Annotated in this window: 14 protein-coding genes; 8 read left to right on the top strand and 6 right to left on the bottom strand. The window is 72.3% G+C overall.

Translation table 11 applies throughout. The features are described 5' to 3' along the window. Nucleotides 1-22: 22 nt before the first annotated feature. The 3 genes from PV963_RS33510 to rpsO form a co-directional block, all read right to left on the bottom strand. Nucleotides 23-1,402: a M16 family metallopeptidase gene (locus PV963_RS33510; RefSeq protein ID WP_274820189.1), complete on the bottom strand. Its 1,380-nt coding sequence runs from the start codon at nt 1,400-1,402 to the stop codon at nt 23-25. After that, nucleotides 1,399-3,615: a polyribonucleotide nucleotidyltransferase gene (locus PV963_RS33505; protein WP_274820187.1), complete on the bottom strand. Its 2,217-nt coding sequence runs from the start codon at nt 3,613-3,615 to the stop codon at nt 1,399-1,401. Before PV963_RS33505 ends, PV963_RS33510 begins: the two co-directional genes overlap by 4 nt. A gap of 297 nt (nt 3,616-3,912) precedes the next feature. After that, nucleotides 3,913-4,200: a 30S ribosomal protein S15 gene (gene rpsO / locus PV963_RS33500; RefSeq protein ID WP_010042739.1), complete on the bottom strand. Its 288-nt coding sequence runs from the start codon at nt 4,198-4,200 to the stop codon at nt 3,913-3,915. A gap of 348 nt (nt 4,201-4,548) precedes the next feature. Between rpsO and PV963_RS33495 the strand changes: the two genes are divergently transcribed. The 7 genes from PV963_RS33495 (at nt 4,549) to PV963_RS33465 (ending at nt 15,315) form a co-directional block, all read left to right on the top strand. Beyond that, entirely contained in the window at nt 4,549-4,851 is a 303-nt protein-coding gene (locus PV963_RS33495; RefSeq protein ID WP_274820183.1) for a DUF397 domain-containing protein, read from the top strand. A gap of 427 nt (nt 4,852-5,278) precedes the next feature. Further along, the gene (locus PV963_RS33490; RefSeq protein WP_274820181.1) at nt 5,279-9,160 is read left to right on the top strand and encodes an SCO5717 family growth-regulating ATPase; all 3,882 of its coding nucleotides are present in this window, start codon (nt 5,279-5,281) and stop codon (nt 9,158-9,160) included. A gap of 298 nt (nt 9,161-9,458) precedes the next feature. Next, nucleotides 9,459-11,312, top strand: a complete 1,854-nt coding sequence (locus PV963_RS33485) for an ABC transporter substrate-binding protein (protein ID WP_274820179.1) — start codon at nt 9,459-9,461, stop codon at nt 11,310-11,312. A 19-nt stretch (nt 11,313-11,331) separates the two neighbouring features. Next, complete coding sequence (locus tag PV963_RS33480; protein ID WP_274820177.1) at nt 11,332-12,378, top strand: ABC transporter permease; 1,047 nt, start codon at nt 11,332-11,334, stop codon at nt 12,376-12,378. Next, the gene (locus tag PV963_RS33475; RefSeq protein WP_274820176.1) at nt 12,375-13,295 is read left to right on the top strand and encodes an ABC transporter permease; all 921 of its coding nucleotides are present in this window, start codon (nt 12,375-12,377) and stop codon (nt 13,293-13,295) included. Before PV963_RS33480 ends, PV963_RS33475 begins: the two co-directional genes overlap by 4 nt. Further along, nucleotides 13,292-14,317 carry an ABC transporter ATP-binding protein gene (locus PV963_RS33470; RefSeq protein ID WP_274820175.1) on the top strand — a complete coding sequence of 342 codons (1,026 nt, stop codon included), beginning with the start codon at nt 13,292-13,294 and terminating at the stop codon, nt 14,315-14,317. Before PV963_RS33475 ends, PV963_RS33470 begins: the two co-directional genes overlap by 4 nt. Beyond that, nucleotides 14,314-15,315, top strand: a complete 1,002-nt coding sequence (locus tag PV963_RS33465; protein WP_274820174.1) for an oligopeptide/dipeptide ABC transporter ATP-binding protein — start codon at nt 14,314-14,316, stop codon at nt 15,313-15,315. The genes PV963_RS33470 and PV963_RS33465 overlap by 4 nt, the downstream gene beginning before the upstream one ends. Nucleotides 15,316-15,648: 333 nt before the next feature. Here PV963_RS33465 and PV963_RS33460 read toward each other — a convergent pair whose 3' ends face one another. Next, nucleotides 15,649-16,359, bottom strand: coding sequence for an NAD(P)-dependent oxidoreductase (locus PV963_RS33460; RefSeq protein ID WP_274820172.1), 711 nt, complete (start codon nt 16,357-16,359; stop codon nt 15,649-15,651). A gap of 107 nt (nt 16,360-16,466) precedes the next feature. Between PV963_RS33460 and PV963_RS33455 the strand changes: the two genes are divergently transcribed. Then, nucleotides 16,467-17,150: a TetR/AcrR family transcriptional regulator gene (locus tag PV963_RS33455; RefSeq protein ID WP_274820171.1), complete on the top strand. Its 684-nt coding sequence runs from the start codon at nt 16,467-16,469 to the stop codon at nt 17,148-17,150. Nucleotides 17,151-17,174: 24 nt separating this feature from the next. Here PV963_RS33455 and PV963_RS33450 read toward each other — a convergent pair whose 3' ends face one another. Together PV963_RS33450 and PV963_RS33445 are read right to left on the bottom strand one after the other, a co-directional pair. Next, nucleotides 17,175-18,131, bottom strand: a complete 957-nt coding sequence (locus PV963_RS33450; RefSeq protein ID WP_274820169.1) for a bifunctional riboflavin kinase/FAD synthetase — start codon at nt 18,129-18,131, stop codon at nt 17,175-17,177. 170 nt (nt 18,132-18,301) lie between these two features. After that, complete coding sequence (locus PV963_RS33445) at nt 18,302-21,802, bottom strand: trypsin-like peptidase domain-containing protein (RefSeq protein ID WP_274820168.1); 3,501 nt, start codon at nt 21,800-21,802, stop codon at nt 18,302-18,304. Between the last annotated feature and the right edge of the window lie 79 nt (nt 21,803-21,881).

Raw genomic sequence — 21,881 nt, 5'->3', positions numbered from 1 at the left:
TGCTTCCTTAACCAGGGGATTGTCAGGCGACGGCGTCGTGCAGGCGGGCCGCCTGTTTGTCCTTCAGCGGGCCGATGACCGACAGGGACGGCCGCCGTCCCAGGATCTCGCGGGCGACCGAGCGGACGTCGTCCGGGGTGACCGAGGCTATCCGCGACAGCATGTCGTCGACGGACATCTGCTCGCCCCAGCACAGCTCGCTCTTGCCGATACGGTTCATCAGCGCGCCGGTGTCCTCCAGGCCGAGGACCGTGGAGCCCTGGAGCTGGCCGATCGCACGCCCTATCTCGTCGTCCGAGAGGCCGTGCTCGGCGACCTGGTCGAGTTCGTCGCGGCAGATCTTCAGCACGTCGTGCACCTGCGACGGCCTGCACCCGGCGTACACACCGAACAGGCCGCAGTCGGCGAAGCCCGAGGTGTACGAGTACACGCTGTAGGCCAGGCCGCGCTTCTCGCGGACCTCCTGGAAGAGGCGGGACGACATGCCGCCGCCGAGCGCGGTGTTCAGCACGCCCAGGGCCCAGCGGCGCTCGTCCGTGCGGGACAGGCCCGGCATGCCGAGCACGACATGGGCCTGCTCGGTCTTGCGGTCGATCAGCTCGACCCGGCCGGCGGTGCGCAGGTCGCGCCGGCCGCTGCGCGGGGCGACGGGCTCCGCGACGACGTCCTTGAAGGCGCCGGCCTTCTCGAAGGCGGCGCGGACCTGCCGTACGACCTTGGCGTGGTCGATGTTGCCGGCGCACGCGACCACGAGGTGGGTCGGGTCGTAGTGCTTCTTGTAGAAGCGGCGGATGCGGTCGGCGGTGAGGGCGTTGACCGTGTCGACCGTGCCGAGGACCGGGCGGCCGAGGGGGTTGTCGCCGAACATCGTGTGCGCGAACAGGTCGTGCACGCAGTCGCCCGGGTCGTCCTCGGTCATGGCGATCTCTTCGAGGATGGCGCCCCGCTCGACGTCGACGTCCTCTTCGAGGATGAGTGAGCCGGTCAGCATGTCGCTGACGACGTCGATGGCGAGAGGCAGGTCGGTGTCGAGCACGCGCGCGTAGTAGCACGTGTACTCCTTCGCCGTGAACGCGTTCATCTCGCCGCCGACCGCGTCGATCGCGGAGGAGATGTCGAGGGCGGACCTGCGCGTCGTGCCCTTGAAGAGCAGGTGCTCCAGGTAGTGCGTGGCGCCGTTCAGGGCCGGGGTCTCGTCGCGGGAGCCGACGTGCGCCCAGATGCCGAAGGTCGCGGAGCGGACCGAGGGCAGGGTTTCGGTGACGATGCGCAGGCCGCCGGGGAGGGTGGTCTTGCGGACCGTTCCGATGCCGTTGGTGCCCTTGATCAGGGTTTGGGTACGGGCGACGGCCCGCGCCTCGGAGGAGGTGCGGGCCGTCGCCTGGGAGCTACTCGACGTCACTTGTCGGTGTCGTCCTTCGTCTCATCGTTCTCTTCGCCCTCGATGACCGGGATCAGGGAGAGCTTGCCGCGGGAGTCGATCTCGGCGATCTCGACCTGGACCTTGGCGCCCACACCGAGAACGTCCTCGACGTTCTCCACGCGCTTGCCGCCGGCGAGCTTGCGGATCTGCGAGATGTGCAGCAGACCGTCCTTGCCGGGCAGCAGGGAGACGAACGCACCGAAGGTGGTCGTCTTGACGACCGTACCGAGGTAGCGCTCGCCGACCTCGGGCATCGTTGGGTTGGCGATGCCGTTGATCGTGGCGCGGGCGGCCTCGGCGGAGGGGCCGTCGGCGGCACCGATGTAGATCGTGCCGTCGTCCTCGATCGTGATCTCGGCGCCCGTGTCCTCCTGGATCTGGTTGATCATCTTGCCCTTGGGGCCGATGACCTCGCCGATCTTGTCGACCGGGATCTTCACGGTGATGATCCGCGGTGCGTTCGGGGACATCTCGTCCGGGGTGTCGATCGCTTCCATCATCACGTCGAGGATGTGGAGGCGGGCGTCACGGGCCTGCTTCAGGGCGGCGGCCAGGACGGAGGCCGGGATGCCGTCCAGCTTGGTGTCGAGCTGGAGGGCGGTCACGAAGTCCTTGGTGCCGGCGACCTTGAAGTCCATGTCACCGAAGGCGTCCTCCGCACCGAGGATGTCGGTGAGGGTGACGTAGTGCGTCTCGCCCTCGATCTCCTGGGAGATCAGGCCCATGGCGATACCGGCGACGGGGGCCTTCAGCGGCACACCGGCGTTCAGCAGCGACATGGTGGAGGCGCAGACCGAGCCCATGGACGTCGAGCCGTTGGAGCTCAGCGCCTCGGACACCTGGCGGATCGCGTAGGGGAACTCCTCGCGCGCCGGCAGGACCGGGATCAGGGCACGCTCGGCGAGGGCGCCGTGGCCGATCTCGCGGCGCTTCGGGGAGCCGACTCGGCCGGTCTCGCCGGTGGAGTACGGCGGGAAGTTGTAGTTGTGCATGTAGCGCTTGCGGGTCACCGGCGAGAGCGTGTCCAGCTGCTGCTCCATGCGGAGCATGTTCAGCGTCGTGACGCCCAGGATCTGGGTCTCGCCGCGCTCGAACACCGCGGAGCCGTGGACCCGCGGGATGGCCTCGACCTCGGCGGCCAGGGTGCGGATGTCGGTGACACCGCGGCCGTCGATGCGCTTCTTCTCCTTGATGACGCGCTCCCGGACCAGGGTCTTGGTCAGCGAGCGGTACGCGGCGGAGATCTCCTTCTCGCGGCCCTCGAACTCCGGCAGGAGCTTCTCGGCGGCGAGCTGCTTGACGCGGTCCAGCTCGGCCTCGCGCTCCTGCTTGCCGGCGATGGTGAGCGCCTGGGCGAGCTCCGGCTTGACGGCGGCGGTGAGCGCCTCCAGGACGTCGTCCTGGTGGTCCAGGAAGATCGGGAACTCGCCGGTCGGCTTGGCCGCCTTGGAGGCGAGGTCCGACTGGGCCTTGCACAGGACCTTGATGAAGGGCTTCGCGGCGTCCAGACCGGCCGCGACGACCTCCTCGGTGGGCGCCTCGGCGCCGCCCTCGACGAGCTTGATGGTCTTCTCGGTGGCCTCGGCCTCGACCATCATGATCGCGACGTCGCCGTCCTCCAGGACGCGGCCCGCGACGACCATGTCGAAGACGGCGTCCTCGAGCTCGGTGTGCGTCGGGAAGGCCACCCACTGACCGCGGATCAGCGCGACGCGGACGCCGCCGATCGGGCCGGAGAAGGGCAGACCGGCCAGCTGCGTGGACGCGGAGGCCGCGTTGATCGCGACGACGTCGTACAGGTGGTCGGGGTTGAGCGCCATGATCGTGGCGACGACCTGGATCTCGTTGCGCAGGCCCTTCTTGAAGGACGGGCGCAGCGGGCGGTCGATCAGCCGGCAGGTGAGGATCGCGTCCTCGGACGGCCGGCCCTCACGGCGGAAGAAGCTGCCGGGGATCTTGCCGGCGGCGTACATCCGTTCCTCGACGTCCACCGTGAGCGGGAAGAAGTCGAGCTGGTCCTTGGGGTTCTTGGAGGCGGTGGTGGCCGACAGCACCATGGTGTCGTCGTCCAGGTACGCCACGGCGGAGCCGGCGGCCTGCTTGGCCAGGCGGCCCGTCTCGAAGCGGATGGTGCGGGTGCCGAAGGGGCCGTTGTCGATGACAGCCTCGGCGTAGTGGGTCTCGTTCTCCACTAGCATGTTCTCCGTTACTTTGTCGTCTTTCGTCCCACGCTGCCCGTGTGGCAGGGGGACGGTGGCGGAGAAGCGCTCCGTGCGGTGCGGGCCGGTCTTCGATCGAAGCACCCGGGGCTTCCCCCCGGGGGCCACTACCGAGGACCGGCGGCGGCTAGGCGCGCTTCTCCTCTTCTTGTTTTGCTGTGTCGTCCGTATTGCGTTGTGCTACCACAGTACAAAGCTGCGGTGACACTCCGCACGTACAGCAAAGGGAGCGGTCCCCTTTCTGCCGGGAACCGCTCCCTTCACGGCGTCTTACTTGGCGCCCGCCGCACCGCGGCGGATGCCGAGGCGGTCGACCAGCGCACGGAAGCGCTGGATGTCCTTCTTGGCGAGGTACTGCAGCAGCCGGCGGCGCTGACCGACCAGGATCAGCAGACCACGACGGGAGTGGTGGTCGTGCTTGTGGGTCTTGAGGTGCTCGGTCAGGTCGGAGATCCGACGCGACAGCAGAGCGACCTGGACCTCGGGGGAGCCGGTGTCGCCCTCCTTGGTACCGAACTCGGACATGATCTGCTTCTTCGTAGCGGCGTCGAGCGACACGCGTACTCCTCATAGTCTGTGACTGGCCACCGAGTGCCCCCGGTCTGCTTCTCGGGGGAGCTTCCGTGACTCGGAAGGCGGGGATCCGCTGGGCGCGGCCTCCAGGGCGGTGAGCTCCGGGGGTGCGTACACAAACGGCCGTCGACCAGGGTACCAGGCGGTCGGGGGCGTCTTTGCGCTGGTCCCCGAACCTGCCGGACGGGGCGGGCTGGGCCACTAGGGTGAGCAGGTTCGGATCGTTCGTACGTCGTCGTTTACGCCGTCGTTGTACGTCGTCGTTGTACGTCGTCGTTGTACGTCGGGATCCGGACGTTCGGAACCGGTACGTCGGGAAGGGGTCGCTACGGCATGGCGGAGACGGCTGAGGAGATCAAGGCACGCAAGGAGCGGGAGCGGGACGAGCTCTACGCCCTCGACATCTCCGGTGTCGAGTGGCACTGCGCGCCGGGCACCGAGGAGCACGAGGAGCGGGTCGAGATCGCGTACCTGCCCGAGGGGGCGGTGGCGATGCGGTCCTCGCTCGACCCGGACACGGTGCTGCGCTACACCGAGGCGGAGTGGCGGGCGTTCGTGCTGGGAGCGCGGGACGGGGAGTTCGATCTGGAGCCGGGGCCGCACAACGGGGGGCTGCAGGCGGAGGCCGGGCAGTAGTCGCGGTGGTTTCCGCGGAGCGCGACGAGGGACGGCCGGCGATCGGCCGCCCCTCGTCGTTTCAAGGCACCTTCGCGGCAAGGTGGTTCGCGGTTCTTCACGCTAATCGCCCTGTTTGTTCACCAAAGTGTGTGCTGTGTACGTCACTTCCGGGCAGCTTCTGAGCGGGTTGTGACGAGGTGGACAGGTGCTCGGGGGTGGACGGGCCTGCCGAGGTGGGGCTTGTGGTGATTAGGCTGGGACAGGGCGCGACGTCAGAACCCGTGAGTAGGCGTGGGCGTCCCAGGGGGAGAGCGGGGGAGCCTGGATTCGGACGACCTCGGACGACCCCTGTTATGCCTCAGAACGACTTCGTACGACGTCGGACGACAAGCAAGGGTCGCCCCAGCACGGCATGAGGGTGCTCGACCACACCAGGAGGAACACTGTGAGCAGCGATCGGGACGGGAACCGCGGGGGCTGGGCGACACCCGGCGATGACCAGCCCGACGCGGAGTCCGCGGCAGAGGTGACGGGCGAGTTCACCATCGACTACGCGCCGCCGGCCTGGTACACGCAGAACGCCTCGGGGAGTTCGAGCTCGGGGCAGGGGGCGGGTGCGTCCGAGGACTCCAGTGCTTCCGGGGCGCCCGGGGGGTCCCGTCCGCAGGGGCGTTCCGGGCCTCAGGGTTCCGGGACGCAGGGTTCCGGTGCGCCGAGTGGGCCGGTTCCGCCGCTGCCGGGGCTCACTCCGCCGCCGCATGCCAATCCTTCCGGTGGGGCGTCGTCCATTCCGAGGCAGGGGCAGGGGCACGCTTCCGGCTCCTCTCCGGCACCGGCTCCTTCTCCGGCTCCAGGGGCGCCTTTCACACCGCCCGCGCCGCCGCCTGCTCCGGGCGCTCCGTTCACGCCTCCCGCGCCTCCCGCGCCCGGACCGGGTACGCCGTTCACGCCGCCCGCGCCTGCTGCCGGGGGGCCGTATGCCGGAGGGCCGACTGCCGTGCCCAGGCTTCCGGTGGGATTCGAGCCGCAGGGGTCGCAGTCGCAGGGAGCGCAGTCATCGGGGTCGCAGCCGCAGGAGCGGAGCGAGGCGCCTGCGGCGGATCCGGCCTCTCCTACGGCTGTGCCGAACATCCCCGTCGGTGGGTATCAGGCGCAGTGGGCGCCGGCCGCTCCGGCGGAGGCTCCGGCTGCTCCGGCCACGCCCCAGGCTCCGGCCACTCCGGCTTCCGATGACGCGGAGCCGGAGAACGGTGATCTGGACAGCGGTGCCACGATGCGGTTCTCCGCCGGCGCCCTGAAGCGGGAGATCGCGGAGCGTGCCGCCGAGGCCGAGGCGCGGCTGGATGCGCCCGACGAGGACCAGGACGAAGAAGAGAGCAGGGACGAGGACAGCGCGGCCGCTTCCGGTCCGGGTGACGGGGCCGAGCCGGGCGAGGAATCCGGCGGTGACGTCGAGGGGGCTCCCACCGACGCCGACACCAGCGCCGACACCGGCGCCGACGAGAACAGGGACGAGGACGTCTCCTCCGACGCGGCGGTGGCCGTGGATACGGCTGGCGTGTCCGGTGCGGACGGTCCTGCTTCCGACGATGCCGACAGCGAGGGCGTGGAACCCTCGGTGACCGCGCCGGAGGAGGAAGCTCCCGAGCACGCGGCTCCGCAGGCGGAGACGGACGAGGCCGTGCCGCAGGATGCCGAGCCTGAGGACTCCGTGCCGGCGGATGCGGTGCCGGCGGATGAGGACCCGGCAGATTCAGTGCCCTCGGACGCGATCCCGGCGGATGCGGTGACTGTCGGTGAGGGCCCGGCCGACGCCGTGCCCGCAGTGCCTGCGGACGAGGTCCCGGCTGCCCCCGAGCCGGCCGACGCAAAGCCTGCCGACGCCTCTCCCGCCGACGCCCAGCCCGTGGGCTCCGAGCCCGCCGACGCCGTGCCTGCCGACGCCGCTCCCGAGGACAGCGTTCCGCAGGACGCCGCCGTGCCGGGCGCGTCCGACGCCCAGCCCGCCTGGACTCCCCCGGCCCCGCAGGCCATGCCGCCGCTGCCGCCGTCGTATCAGCCGGCCGCCCCGGCGCCGGCCAGCCAGTGGCCCGCGCAGCCGCAGCAGCAGCCCCAGCCGCAGGCACAGCCCACGGACCCGAACGCGCCCGCGCAGCCGCAGCCGTCGGCCGCGCAGGGTCAGCCGCCGGTGCCGCCCCAGCCGTCGGCGCCGGCCCAGCAGCCGCCATTCCAGCCGCAGGCGCCGCAGCCCGCGCCCGCCGCCTGGAACCCGCCGGCCCCGCCGAACCAGCCGCCCGCCCAGCCCGCACCGCAGCCCGGCGCCTACGGCTTCCCGCACCCGGGAGCTACGGCCCCGGCCGCACCCGATGCCCAGGGCGGCTACGGCTTCCCCCACCCCGGCGCCCCGGCCCCGGCCGCCCAGCAGCCGCCGGCCCAGCAGCCCAGCACCCCGCCCGCCCCTGCCCCGAACACGCAGGGCGGTTACGGATTCCCGCAGTCCGGGCCCGACAACCCGTCAGCCGCCGCACCCAACGCGCAAGGCGGCTACGGCTTCCCCCACCCCGGCGCCCCCGCCCACGCCCCGGCCGCACAACAACCCCCGACGCAACAGCCCAACACCCCGCCCGCCCCCGCGCCCAACGCGCAGGACGGCTACGGCTTCCCGCACCCCGGCGCGCCCGCCCCGGGCGCACCCAACCCCCAGGACGGCTACGGCTTCCCCCACCCCGGCGCTCCGGCCCCAGCCGCCCAACAGCCCCACCCCGGCGTGCCCCCGCAGACCCAGGCCCAGCCGCAGCCCGACGGACAGGGGCAGCCTCCGCAGCCCGTGGACCCGCGGACCGGGGCCGCCTGGCCGCAGCCCATGCAGCACGACCAGCGGCAGCCGACCAACCCGGGGGCCGCGCCGCTCGGTTACACCGCTGCCGTGGAGCTGTCGTCGGACCGGCTGCTCAACAGCAAGAAGCAGAAGGCGAAGAGCAGCCGTCCGGTGGCCGGCGGTGGTCGGTTCAAGATCGGTGGGAAGAAGGAGGAGGCCGAGCGGCAGCGGAAGCTGGAGCTGATCCGCACGCCCGTGCTCTCCTGCTACCGGATCGCCGTGATCAGCCTCAAGGGCGGTGTCGGCAAGACGACCACGACCACCGCGCTCGGTTCCACGCTCGCCACCGAGCGGCAGGACAAGATCCTCGCGATCGACGCCAACCCGGACGCGGGCACCCTCGGGCGTCGCGTGCGGCGTGAGACCGGGGCCACCATCCGAGACCTCGTCCAGGCGATCCCGTACCTCAACTCGTACATGGACATCCGGCGGTTCACGTCCCAGGCGCCGTCCGGACTGGAGATCATCGCCAACGACGTCGACCCGGCCGTGTCGACGACCTTCAACGACGAGGACTACCGGCGCGCGATCGACGTGCTGGGCAAGCAGTACCCGGTCATCCTCACCGACTCCGGTACCGGTCTGCTCTACAGCGCCATGCGCGGTGTGCTGGACCTCGCCGACCAGCTCATCATCATCTCGACGCCGTCGGTGGACGGTGCGAGCAGCGCCAGCACGACGCTGGACTGGCTGTCGGCGCACGGCTACGCCGACCTCGTCGCCCGGTCCATCACCGTCATCTCCGGGGTGCGCGAGACCGGCAAGATGATCAAGGTCGAGGACATCGTGTCGCACTTCGAGACGCGCTGCCGGGGCGTCATCGTCGTGCCGTTCGACGAGCATCTCGCCGCCGGTGCCGAGGTCGACCTCGACATGATGCGGCCGAAGGTGCGGGAGGCGTACTTCAACCTCGCGGCCATGGTCGCCGAGGACTTCACCCGCCATCAGCAGGCGCACGGGCTGTGGACCTCCGACGGCAACCCGCCGCCGGTGGCCGCCCCGCCGCTGCCCGGCCAGCCGGTACCGGGCCAGCCCCAGCCTCCGTATCCCGGACAGCAGCCGGGCCCCGGGCAGCCGGTTCCCGGCCAGCAGGCCCCAGGGCAGCCGGGCCCGTACCCCCAGCAGCCGCAGCCCGGACAGCCGCAACCGCATCCCGGGCAGCCGTACGCCCAGCCCGGCCAGCCGTACCCCCAGCCGGGCCAGCCCCCTGCCCAGCCAGGACAGCAGCCGTACCCGCAGGCCGCGGGCCAGCCGCCCTACCCGCAGCCCGGGCAGCCGTACCCCCAGCCCGGCCAGCCCCCGGCGCCCCCGCAGCCGGGCTACGGTTACCCGCAGTCGGGTCAGCCCGGTCAGCCCGGTTACGGCTACCCGCAGCCCGGTCAGCCGGGTTACCCGGCGCAGCCCGACGGGCAGACCCCGCCGCCTCAGCCTCCGCCTCCGTCGCAGTAATCGCCTCACCCGATCGGCCCCTTTCGAGGGGCCGATCCCCTTCGTGGCCCGCGCCGTTCCCGCTCGGCGCGGGCCGCGGCGCGTTCCGGGGCGAAATCCGTTGCCAGGCCCTGGCCAGGAGGGCGTCAGTGGTCTCGACCAATGGGCACGAAAAGCTCGCCAATTCGTTATTTCCGCAGGCCACATGGGGTGAATGTGCCGTTGACGCGCAGAGATGGCCGCTGATAGACACACTCATCATCCATCTGACACCTGGTCAACCCGTCCTTCCCGTCCGAGCGATGACGCGAGGTCCGACATGGGCACGAAAGATCAGACACGCAGCCTCCCGCGCGGCCTCAGGCTCGTCGCCGTGGCCGGAGCGGCCGCGCTCACCCTCACCGCCGGTCTCGCGACCCCGCTCGACCCGGCGCCCCGGCAGGCCCGGGCGGCCGACGACGGCAAGAAGGTGCTGACCGTCGCGGTGGCGCAGAGCGTGGACTCGCTCAGCCCGTTCCTGGCGGTCCGGCTGCTCAGTACGAGCATTCACCGGCTCATGTACGAGTACCTGACGAACTACGACCCCAAGGACAACCACGCCATCCCGGGCCTGGCCACCAAGTGGGAGCCGTCGCCGGACAAGCTGACCTGGACGTACACGATCCGCTCCAACTCCAAGTGGTCGGACGGCAAGCAGGCCACCGCCGAGGACGCGGCGTGGACGTTCAACAAGATGATGACCGACTCCGGCGCGGCCACGGCGAACGGCAGCTACGTCGGGAACTTCAAGAAGGTGACGGCCCCGAGCCCCACCAAGCTGGTCATCGAGCTGAAGAAGCCGCAGGCCACGATGACCGCGCTCGATGTGCCGATCGTGCCGAAGCACGTGTGGGAGAAGGTCTCGGACTTCTCCGAGTTCAACAACGACAAGAGCTTCCCGGTGGTGGGCAACGGACCGTTCGTGCTGACCGGGTACAAGGCCGACAGCTACGTCCGGCTCAAGGCCAACAAGAGCTTCTGGCGCGGGTCGCCGAAGTTCGACGAGCTGGTCTTCCGCTACTACAAGGACCAGGACGCGGCGGTGTCGGCGCTGCGCAAGGGCGAGGTGTCGTTCGTCGCCGGTTCGCCGTCCCTGACACCCGCTCAGGCCGCGTCCCTGGAGGGCGCGGAGAACATCAAGGTCAACGACGCCCCCGGCCGCCGTTTCTACGCCCTCGCCACCAACCCGGGCGCGAAGGCGAAGAACGGCGAGAAGTTCGGCGACGGCCACCCGTCCCTGCTGGACCAGCGGGTGCGGAACGCGCTGTTCAAGGCCGTCGACCGCAAGGCCATCATCGACAAGGTGTTCCAGGGGCACGCCGTCGAGGGCGAGGGCTACATCCCGCCACGCTTCTCGCAGTACTTCTGGAAGCCGTCCGGCAGCCAGAAGCTGACGTACGACCCGGCCGAGGCGGCCCGGATGCTCGACCAGGCGGGGTACGAGAAGAACGGCGACGGCAAGCGCGTCGGCAAGGACGGCAAGCCCATCAGCTACCGCGTCCTGTGCCACGCCACCGACCCCAACGACAAGGCGGTCGGCAAGTACCTCCAGGAGTGGTGGGGCAAGCTCGGCATCGGCGTCCAGCTCAACTGCCTGGACAACGTGACCGACCCCTGGCTCGCCGGCAAGTACGACCTGGCCTTCGACGGCTGGTCGGTCAACCCGGACCCGGACTTCGTGCTGTCCATCCACACCTGCGGGGCGCTCCCGGCGACCCCGAAGGACACGGGCGCGACCGACAACTTCATCTGCGACAAGAAGTACGACGAGCTCTACGCCCAGCAGCTCGCCGAGTACGACCCCGCCAAACGGGCGGACATCGTCAAGCAGATGGAGTCGCGGCTGTACGACCTCGGGTACATGAACGTCATGGCGTATCCGAACGCGGTCGAGGCCTACCGGACGGACCAGATCAAGTCCATCACGACCATGCCGGCGAAGGCGGGGAACATCTACGGCCAGGACGGCTACTGGAGCTGGTGGTCGGCGGTCCCGGCGCAGTCGAGCGGCTCGTCGGACACCGCGTCGTCGACGGGGGTCGTGCTCGGGATCGTCGGAGGTGTCGTGGTCCTCGCCGGGCTCGGCGTCTTCGCGGCGATGCGGCGGCGCTCCACCGCCGAGGACCGCGAGTAGAGCGGGCGAGCGGATACCCATGACCGCAGACGCGACACCCGCGCTGGTCGAGGAGAGGAAGCCGGCAGCCGGGCCCCGGGCACGCAGGAGATCCGCGTATCCGCGGTACCTCGCGGGCAAGGTGGCGGGCGCGGCCGTATCGCTGCTGGCCGTGCTCGTCACCAGCTTCTTCCTCTTCCGGCTGATCCCCGGCGACCCGGTGAAGACCATGACGGGCGGCCGCCAGGTCTCGGCCGAGCAGCTGGCCGCCTACCGAGAGGAGTTCGGGCTCGACCTGCCGCTGTGGCGGCAGTTCACGGACTACTGCGGCAAGGCGCTCACCGGCGACTTCGGGACGTCGTACCAGTTCCGTGCTCCTGTCGTCGACAAGATCACCGAGGCGCTGCCGAACACCCTGCTGCTGACCGGGACCGCCTTCGTCCTCTACACCGCGCTGGGCATCTTCCTCGGCACCCGCTCGGCGTGGCGGCGCGGCGGACTCGGCGACCGGATCAACACCGGCCTGGCGCTGACGCTGTACTCCATCCCGTCCTTCTGGCTCGGGCTGCTGCTGATCATCGTGCTGTCGGTGGGCATCGGCCCGCTCCCGGGCATGTTCCCGACCGGTGGCATGGAGTCGGGCGGCAAGGAGGGCTTCGCCTACGTCCTCGACGTGGCGCACCATCTGGTGCTGCCGGTGGTGACGCTGGTGGCCGTGGAGTACGGGCAGACGCTGCTGGTCACGCGGTCGGCGCTGCTGGACGAGATGGGCAGCGACTATCTGACGACCGCGCGGGCCAAGGGGCTGCGCGACGACCTGGTGCGGCGCCGGCACGCCGTGCCGAACGCCCTGCTGCCGACCGTGACACTGATCTTCATCAATCTCGGCCGGACGGTGGCGGGCGTGATCCTGGTCGAGACGGTGTTCTCCTGGCCGGGCCTCGGCGGGCTGTTCTACCAGGCGCTGAGCGTGCCCGACCTGCCGCTGGTGCAGGGGCTGTTCTTCGTGTTCGCCGCCGCGGTGATCGTGATGAACACCCTCGCCGACCTGGTCTATCCGCTGCTTGACCCCCGGGTGGCCCGATGACGACGACGACCGAGACGGGCCCAGGCCCGGGCCCGCGCGCCCTCGCCCGGCAGCGGCGCCGGGCCTCCGTCGCCCGCTTCTGGCGGCAGTACCGCACCGAACGGGCGGGGCTGTACGGCCTGACCGCGCTCGCCCTGTGCGCGCTGCTGGCGCTGTTCGCGCCGCTGTTCGTCGGCTCCGACGTGAGCAGTGTGACCGACGCGCCGGGGCGTCCGATGCAGAGCCCGAGCGCCGGGTTCCCGCTCGGCACCGACCAGTTCGGCCGGGACCTGCTGGGCCTGGTGATCTGGGGCTCGCGGGTGTCGCTGCTGGTCGGGCTGCTCGCGGCCGTGCTGTCGGTCGCGATCGGCACCCTGATCGGGGTCACAGCGGGCCACTTCAAGGGCTGGTACGCGACGGTGATGATGCGGATCACCGACTGGTTCCTGGTCATGCCGACGCTGGTGCTGGCGATCGCCCTGGCCACGGTGATGTCCCGCTCGCTGACCACGACCGTGGTCGCCATCGGCGTCACCACCTGGCCGACCACGGCCCGGCTGGTGCGCGCGCAGACCCTCGCCGTGGAGACGCGGCCGTACATCGAGCGGGCGAAGGCGCTCGGCGGCGGGCACTGGCACATCATGTCCCGGCACGTGCTGCCCAACGTCATGCCCCTGGTGCTGGCCCAGACGACCCTGATCATCTCCAGCGCCATCCTCGCCGAGGCGACGCTGGCCTTCCTCGGCCTCGGTGACCCGACGGTCGTGTCGTGGGGCGGGCTGCTCCAGGACGCGCGGGAGGCGGGCGCGGTCAGTGCCGGGGACTGGTGGTACCTGGTGCCGCCGGGCATCGCCATCGCCGTGGTGGCGTTGGCGTTCACGCTGTGCGGGCGGGCCGTGGAGTCCGTCCTCAACCCCAGGCTGGGGGTGTCGCGGTGACTCTGCTCGACGTCAGGGACCTGACGGTGACGTACGCGGGCGGGGCCGCGGCCGTGCGCGGGGTGGATCTGCGCCTGGACGCCGGCCAGAAGCTGGGCCTCGCCGGGGAGTCCGGCTGCGGCAAGTCCACGCTGGCGCTGGCCCTGCTGCGGCTGCTGCCCGCCGGGGCCCGCATCACGGGCGAGGTCCTGCTCGACGGCGAGGACGTGCTGACGATGAAGTGGGGCCGGGTGCGGGCGGTCCGCTGGGCCGGGGCCTCGGTGGTGTTCCAGGGCGCGATGCACTCCCTGAACGCCGTGCACCGCATCGGCGACCAGATCGCCGAGCCGATCCTGCTGCACCGGAAGGCGACCCCGGCCGGGGCGAAGAAGAAGACCGGGGAGCTGCTGGAGCACGTCGGCCTGCCGGCGGCCCGTGCGGACGCCTATCCGCACGAGCTGTCCGGCGGGCAGCGCCAGCGCGTCATGATCGCCATGGCGCTGGCCTGCGATCCGCGGCTGATCATCGCCGACGAGCCGACCACCGCGCTCGACGTGATGATCCAGGCGCAGATCCTCCGGCTCATCGAACAGCTCGTCGCGGACCAGGACCTGGGCCTGATCATGATCAGCCACGACCTGGCGGTCCTCGCCGACACCTGTGACCGGCTCGCGGTGATGTACGCGGGGCGGGTGGTCGAGGAGGGCCCGGCCCGGCAGGTGTACGAGGACGCCCGGCACCCGTATGCCAGGGCCTTGTCGGCCGCGTTCCCGCGCATCGGCGACCCGGCCTCCCGGTTCGCGCCGCAGGGGCTGGCCGGTGACCCGCCCGACCCGGCGGCGCTGCCGTCCGGCTGTACGTTCCATCCGCGCTGCCCGGTGGCGCTGGAGTCCTGCCCCGAGGAGGACCCGGTGCTGCGCGAGGCGGGGCCGGAGCGCCGGGCGGCGTGCGTCCTGGTCGGGCCGCCGGCGGAGGAGCCCCGTGAGGCCCGTCAGGCGCCGGATCCGGAAGCCCTGGAGGAAGCGAGGCCCAGCACGCCATGAGCATGTCCCCCACGGCGCCCGAGGTCACCACGGCACCGCTGCTGAGCGCCCAGGACCTGCACGTCACCTTCCCCGACCGGCACGGCGGCCCCCGGGCCCGCGCGGTGGACGGGGTCGACCTCGACATCCGGCCCGGCGAGGTCGTCGCGCTGGTCGGCGAGTCCGGCTGCGGCAAGACGACCCTGGCCCGCTGTCTGCTGGGTCTGGTCGAGCCGACCTCGGGCCGGGTCACCTTCGACGGCCGCCCGCTGGAGTACTCCGGCCGGTCCCTCAAGGCGTACCGCAAGCGCGTCCAGCTGGTCCTCCAGGACCCGAGCGGCTCGCTCAACCCGCGGCACACGGTGTACGACGCGGTCGCCGAGGGCCTGCGCATCCACCGCTACGGCGGCGACGAACGGACAGCGGTCGCCGAGGCCCTCTCCCGCGCAGGTCTGCGCCCCCCGGAGCGCTTCTTCCTGCGCTACCCGCACGAGCTGTCGGGCGGGCAGCGTCAGCGGGTCGTCATCGCGGGCGCGCTCGTCCTGGAACCCGAACTCCTCGTCGCCGACGAGCCGGTGGCGTCCCTCGACGCCTCCGTGCGCGGTGAGATCCTCGCCCTGCTCCTGCGGCTGCGCAACGAGCTGGGCCTGTCCGCGCTGGTCGTCACGCACGACCTGGGGCTGGCCTGGAACATCGCCGACCGGGTCGCCGTGATGTACCTGGGCCGGATCGTGGAGACGGGCGCGGTGGAGCAGGTCCTGACCGCGCCCCGTCACCCGTACACCCAGGCCCTGCTGTCGGTGCTCCCGGAGGCGCCCGGCGACCCGGTGGTCCTCACCGGCGAGCCCCCGGACCCGTCGCGTGTGCCGTCCGGCTGCCGCTTCCACGCCCGTTGCCAGATCCTCGCGAGCGGCGAGGCGGAACGGGCGGGCGTCGCCGACGCGTGCCGCACCCAGGATCCGGAGATCCTCGACGGCAGCGGCACGGCCCAGGTGGCATGCCACTGGGCGACGCGCTGAGGGCGAAGCCGGACGGGACCGCCCGGCTCACTGCGTCGCCCTGCCAGGGCTTCTCTTGTGGATCACGTCGCGCGAGCCGTGGACCGCAGGATCGGGGGTCACTGCTGCGTGAGGGGGCGGGATGGCTGGGACTTCCCCGGCTTCAGGCGACGTGCTGGAGCCGGTGAGGCGACACTTGCGAGACCCTTCGTATGACTTCGACCGTATGACTTCGACGTGGGGCCTGGCTGGCGGCCGTTGGTGCTTGAGTGCCAAGGCGGTTGTCGCGGAGTTCCCGGAGTATGGGCTAAGGACGGGAGACCCACCTGTCAATAACGTCCGTCAGTTTCAGACCTAGGCGCGAGACCCCCCGGCATGAGCGAGGGCGCTGGGGGTCCGGCAGCCGACGATCGCCGGGGCCTCCTGGATGAGCGTGTCGTCCGTGAGTGCCTCCACCATGAACAGCGCGAAGTCCACCCGCCGCGTCAGATTGCTTGCCAGTACCGGGTCGCCCACGCGCCGGCTCCACACGGGCAGGCCCTGGCTCTCGCCCTCCTCCAGGGAGCTGCCGCGCACCACGGTCCAGGCGGTGTCGCTGGCGAACACCCGCCGGCACGCCTCGACCTGGTCGTCGAGTTCGACGGCGCGGACGAGCTTGCCCAGCACGGCGGCGATCCGGACCCCCAGAGTGAACAGCCGCGAGTACCTGTCCTTGCCGTCGCGCGTGATGTGCCAGCCGCAGGAGAAGACCAGGCGCGCGCCCGGCCGTGCGTGGTCCAGCACCGCCTGCGCCGTGCCCGAGGCGTACTGCCGCACACCCCACGGCACCAGCACCGTCAGCACCCCGTCGCACCCGGCGACCGCCCGCCGGATCACCTCCGGGTCGTCGGTGGGCCCGGGGACGACGGTGATCCGGCCTTCGAACGCGGCCAGCTTCGGCACGCTGCGCTCCCGGCACACCCCGACCACCTCGTAGCCGCGCTCCAGCGCGTGCCCGACCATGTACTGCCCGAGCTTCCCCGAAGCCCCGATGATGCAGACCTTCTTCACGCGATCCGTGTTCATGGCGCAGCCCCCTTCGCCGGGATGCCAACCTTATGTTGTAAGGCAAGCTAGCCTTATACTGTAAGGCGGTCAAGGGAGTACCGGGGGAAGCGAGGAGGAGGGCCTGGATGGGCGAGGGGAACAAGGGCCGGCGGAGGGGGTCGGCGCGCACTCCGCTCAGTCGCGAGCGCGTGATCCGCACGGCGGTCGCAGTGGCGGACGAGAAGGGGGCGGCCGCGCTCACCATGCGGGCCATCGCCGAACCGCTGGGCGTCGAGGCGATGTCGCTCTACCACCACGTCGCGGGCCGGGAGGACATCCTCGACGGCATGGTGGACGCGGTGTTCGGCGAGATCGACCTACCGCCGCGCGACATGGACTGGAAGAGTGCCCTGCGCCACCGCGCGGACTCCGCCCGTGCCGTCCTGCGGCGTCACCCCTGGGCGGTCGGTCTCATGGACTCCCGCTCCCAGCCCGGCCCCGCGACCCTGCGCCATCACGACGCCGTCATCGGGACGTTGCGCGCCGGAGGATTCTCCGTCCCCATGGCCGCGCACGCGGTCTCGCTGATCGACAGCTACCTGTACGGCTTCGTGCTCCAGGAGCTGAGCCTGCCGTTCAAAGGCGCGGCGGAGCTGGACGAGGTCGCGGGCGCCATCCTGCGCGACATGCCCGCCGACACCTACCCCCACCTGACCGAACTGGCCACCGAGCACGTCCTCAAGCCGGGCTACGACCATGCCGACGAGTTCACCTTCGGCCTCACCCTCATCCTCGACGCCCTCCACCCGGACGAGGCCGCGAGCGCATAGCGGGTGCGCGGACGGCCAGGGACGCTAGGCGGACCGCTCGGCCGCCGCCACCAGCTCCCGGCAGCGCTTGACGTCCTCGGCCATCTGCTCCAGCAGGGCGTCCAGCGTGTCGAACCTGGCCTGCCCCCGCACGAACGCCAGGAAGTCGACGGCGACATGGAGGCCGTACAGGTCGAGGCCCACCCGGTCTATGGCGTACGCCTCCACCGTGCGCTCGGTGCCCTCGAACTGCGGGTTCGTGCCTACGGAGATCGCGGCCGGCATCGCCTCGCCCTGGGCGTGCAGCCAGCCGGCGTAGACACCGTCGGCGGGGATGGCGGTGTGCGGCAGAGTCTCGACGTTGGCGGTCGGGAAGCCCATCTCGCGGCCGCGCTGGGCGCCCCGGACGACCACGCCCTCCACCCTGTGCGGACGGCCCAGGATCTCGGCGGCGCCCTCGACGTCGCCCTCGGCGACCAGACGACGGGTCAGCGTCGAGGAGAACGGCTCGCCGCCGCCCGCCTCGCCGGTCACGTACAGGTCGACGACCTCGACCTCGAAGTCGTAGGTCTTGCCCTGCGCGGCCAGGAACTCCACGTTGCCGGCGGCCTTGTGGCCGAAGCGGAAGTTGGGGCCCTCGACGACGGCCTTGGCGTGCAGCTTGTCGACGAGGACCTTGACGACGAAGTCGGCCGGGGAGAGCTTCGAGAACTCGGTCGTGAAGGGCAGGATGAGCACCGCGTCCACGCCCAGGTCGGCCATGAGTTCGGCGCGGCGGTGGTGCGGGGCGAGCAGCGGCGGGTGGCTGCCGGGGCGGACGACCTCGCTGGGGTGCGGGTCGAAGGTGACGACGACGGCGGGCACACCAAGCTCCCGGGCGCGGTTCACGGCATGCCGGATGATCAGCTGGTGTCCGCGGTGGACTCCGTCGTAGGAGCCGATGGTGACGACGCTGCGCCCCCAGTCCTGGGGGATGTCCTCCAAGCCACGCCAGCGCTGCACTGTGCCTGCTCCTTGTCGAAAGCTCGTCGAACCCGTGTCCGTGGTTGTCCTGGTTGCCTCGTACGCAGGTCTAAGGGTGCCATGCCGGGTGCCTGGGGCCCGCATCGGCATGGGGGCTGTGACAGGGCGCACGACGCCGCGGTCCCCTCCGGCGCCTGCGCGGGATCCCCTCAGGCGGGGACGCGTACGCCCGCCAGGTTCTCGATCGTCCGGTGGGAGCTCGGCCCGACCAGCGCCGCCCACTCCTCGGGCGCGTCGGCGAGCCAGCGCGCCACGCGGGCGGCGAAGCCGGGCACCTGCCGACCGAGGTCGACCAGGGCGCGGTCGAAGCGGCCGGCGCCCTCCGGGGTGCGCACCAGGAGCAGTCCGATGCGGCGGACGAGGTCGCGCAGGTCGTCCCCGCCGCTCCGGGCGGCGGCGCGCAGCAACGCGTCCAGGACGTCGATGTCCTGCTCGCGGGCAAGGAGCACCTCGCGCAGCTCGCGGCGCAACGGGCGCGAGGCGGGGATGCCGGGCGGGGTGAGGACCGCGGCGAGGGCGCACCTCAGCCGCACCGGGCCGCCCTGAAGCAGGCCGGTGACCAGCGGCAGGAGCACGGCCCGGGCGGCAGGGCCCCGGTCGAGCCGCCGGTCCACGTACGCGGCCACGTGCCCGGCGAGTTCCGGCCGCCGCTGTGCCGCCTGCCCCACCAGCGCGGCGACCCGCCGGGCCAGGCCGGGCGGGGTGGCGTCGGCGAGCGCCCGCAGCGCCTCCTCCGGGTCCGGCCGCTCCAGCCGCACCGCGAAGGCGCCGAGGACCGGCTCGGGGTGGGCGAGGAGGGCGGCGGCCGGCGCGTCCGGCGGGAGGTGCGGGTCGCCCGCCGCGAAGTGCTCCAGCGCCCGGGGCAGATACCGGGCCCGGGTGTGCGGATCCTGGACGAGGAGGGCGAGGGCGCCGCCGTGCAAGGCCCGGTCGGCGGGGCGGGCGAGCAGGGTGAGGGCCGCGTAGCGCAGCAGGGCGCGGTCGCCTCCGGTGCTCACCTGCGGCGCGACGCGCAGGCCGTGCGCCACCGCGGCACTGCGTCGCGCCGGCCGCTCGTCGCGCGCCCACCGGTCGACGGCCCGGCACACCGCCGACGGTTCCTCCTCGGCCAGCACGGCGAGCAGCTCGTCGGCCCTCCGGTGCGCACGGTCGACGAGCACGTCCGCCAAGTCGTCCAGGGCGCCGTGCCGGTGGGTGTGCAGCAGTGCCTGCGCGGCCGTGGCCACGGTCGCGTGCGGGGTGGCCGGCAGCGGCTGCCCGTCGTCGAACCAGCGGGCCAGCAGCGGCTGTACGGCGGTGGGGTCGGCGGCCAGCAGCCGCGCGACGGTGTCCAGGAACCGGGGACCGGCCTCGCACGGCGGGCCGTCGGCGTGCACCAGCCGTCTCAGCAGTGCGAACCGCTCGTCCTCCGGCAGCCGTAGACCGGCCCAGAAGGCGGGCCCGACCTCCTCCGGCACGGGCCTGTCCTGCCGCCGCCAGACCACGATCCGGTCGGCGAGCAGCCGCAGCACCTCCGTGTACGGCGTCGCCTCCGGTACGGCCGACAGGGTCCCGGCGAGCAGCCGGAGGGCCCACCAGGACCGTGGATCGGCGTCCAGGGCGTGCACCAGGTCCGCCAGCCTGGCAGCCAGTCGGCCGGTGCCGTACTGGCGGGCGAGGAACAGCAGGGCCTGCACGACGGGCCCGATGCGGTGGTGCGGGACGGGGTCGCACGCCGCGTCCTGCCGGCGGTGGACGAGGGCGTGCAGGGCCTCGTCGATGTCGAGGTGCATGCCCTGGAGCCAGTCGGCGAGCTCCTCGTGGGCGAAGCGGTAACCGGCTCCGGCGGGCACGAGCAGGCCCTCGGCGAGGACGGCCGACGCCCAGCCGGTGCCGCCGCCGAGCCGCGCCGGTGCGGGCCCCCGCGGGAACACCGTCTCGAACGACTCCCGGTCCAGATCCCCCAGCCCGGGTCCGAGGCTGCGCCGGGCCGCCTCGTGCACCTGCCCGGCGACCTTGGCGGCCAGCCGGCGCACGGCCGCACCGCACAGGACGTTCCCTGCGGCCAGGCGCTGGGCGATGCGCAGGGACATCAGGTCCAGGTAGGCCGCGAAGACGTCGTCACGGCCGACGGTGGCGCCGGGGCCGTTGGGACTGTCGGGGACACCGGCACTTCCCGGGCCGTCGCAGACACCGAGGGCGTCGCGGATCTCGGCGAGCAGTCGCAGGGTGAGGGGGTGCCGGGCGTCGGTGTCGACGAGGGCGCTCTCCGGGATGCCGTAGCGCAGGCGGGCCTGCCGGGCCTCGTCCTCGGTGAGATCACCGAGCCGCACACACGCGGGCCGCCCTTCGGCACCCGCCGGCCGGTGCAGGACCTCCGCCGGGAACCCCGCCCCCTCCCAGTACTCCGCCCGGCACGCCACGACCAGCCGCACGCCCGTCTCCCGCAGCCACCGCGCCGTCCCCTCCCTCCAGTCGGCCAGGCGGCGGGCCGGCGCCGGGGGCATCTCCTCCGGGCCGTCGAGGAGCAGCAGCAGGGGCCGGCCGAGGGCACCGGCGAGACGGGCGAGGCGCTCGGGCGTGGTGTCGCCCAGGTCGGCCGGCAGGAAACGGGACCGGGACGCGGCCACGGCATGGGCGGCCCGGGTCAGCGCCCGGCGTGCCGCGTCGGCCACCGAGGCGTCGTCGTCCCGCAGTTCGCAGCCGCGCACCCACAGCGTGGGATGCCCGCTGCGCGCGCGGCGCGCGGCGAGCGCAGCGAGTTCCGTCGTACGACCGCTGCCGGGCGCCCCGACCAGGCCGAGCACGGCCGCCGGGCCTGCCTCGAACGCGCTGAACTCGGCCACGACAGCCGCCCGTTCGACCGGCTCCGGGAGCCCCGTGCCGCCGGGCGGGCCGTCCAGCGCCACCGCGGTGCCGGTCAGCTCCAGCACTCCGGCCAGATTGAGGTCGGCGCCGTACGCGGGGACCGTCGCCGCGTTCTCGGCGAGCAGCTCGGCTAGCGGGGCCGCCGCGCCGGGCACCCGGGGATGCAGCGGTACGGCGAATCCGACGTCGCTGTGGTCGGAGCTGAGCGCGGTGCCGAGGACACCGACGACGGCGCCGGTCGCGGCGTCGAGCACCGGGCCGCCGGCCGCCCCGCCGCCCCGCCGCAGCGCGTCCCGCCCTGCCGTGCCGACCGCCAGTTCCAGCGCGCCGTCGAGTCGGTGGAGGCGGTCCGTGGCCGTGTACGTCACGGCGGTCGAGCCCAGCACCCGGGCCTCGCGCCAGCCGTCGGCGGCGATCCGCACATAGGCGCCCGTCCCGGCCCCGCCCCGCACGGTGACGGGCAGCGGCGGCACACCGAGGCCCTCGGTCCGTACGAGGGCCAGGCCGAGCGCGGGCAGCGCGGTCACCGCGTCGGCGGGCACGACCCGGCGGCGGTCCCCCGCCCCGTACAGGACGAGCCGGGGCAGGCCGTCGACCGCCTCGTGGCTGGTGACGAGCGTGCCGTGCCGGTCGGCCAGGAAGCCGGTGCCGCGAGGGCGGCCGGCGAGGTCGTGGATGCGGACGAGGGCCGGGCCGGATGCCCCGCCGTCGGTTCCCTCGGTCGTCCGCTCTGCTGTTCCGGGGCGGTCCAGGGAGCCTCGTGCGCTGCCGTCCGTCTCCCGGGTCCGGTTCCGCGACGTCATCGTCGAGCCTCCCCGCCGTACACCCGTGGCCTGGTGTTCGACGGTAGGGGCGAGATGATCAGCGGGACAGATCGCTCGG

The organism is Streptomyces coeruleorubidus, from assembly GCF_028885415.1.
GTDB lineage: Bacteria > Actinomycetota > Actinomycetes > Streptomycetales > Streptomycetaceae > Streptomyces > Streptomyces coeruleorubidus_A.
The sequence above is the reverse complement of the archived record's forward strand: the minus strand, read 5'-3'. Positions and strand labels throughout refer to the sequence as shown.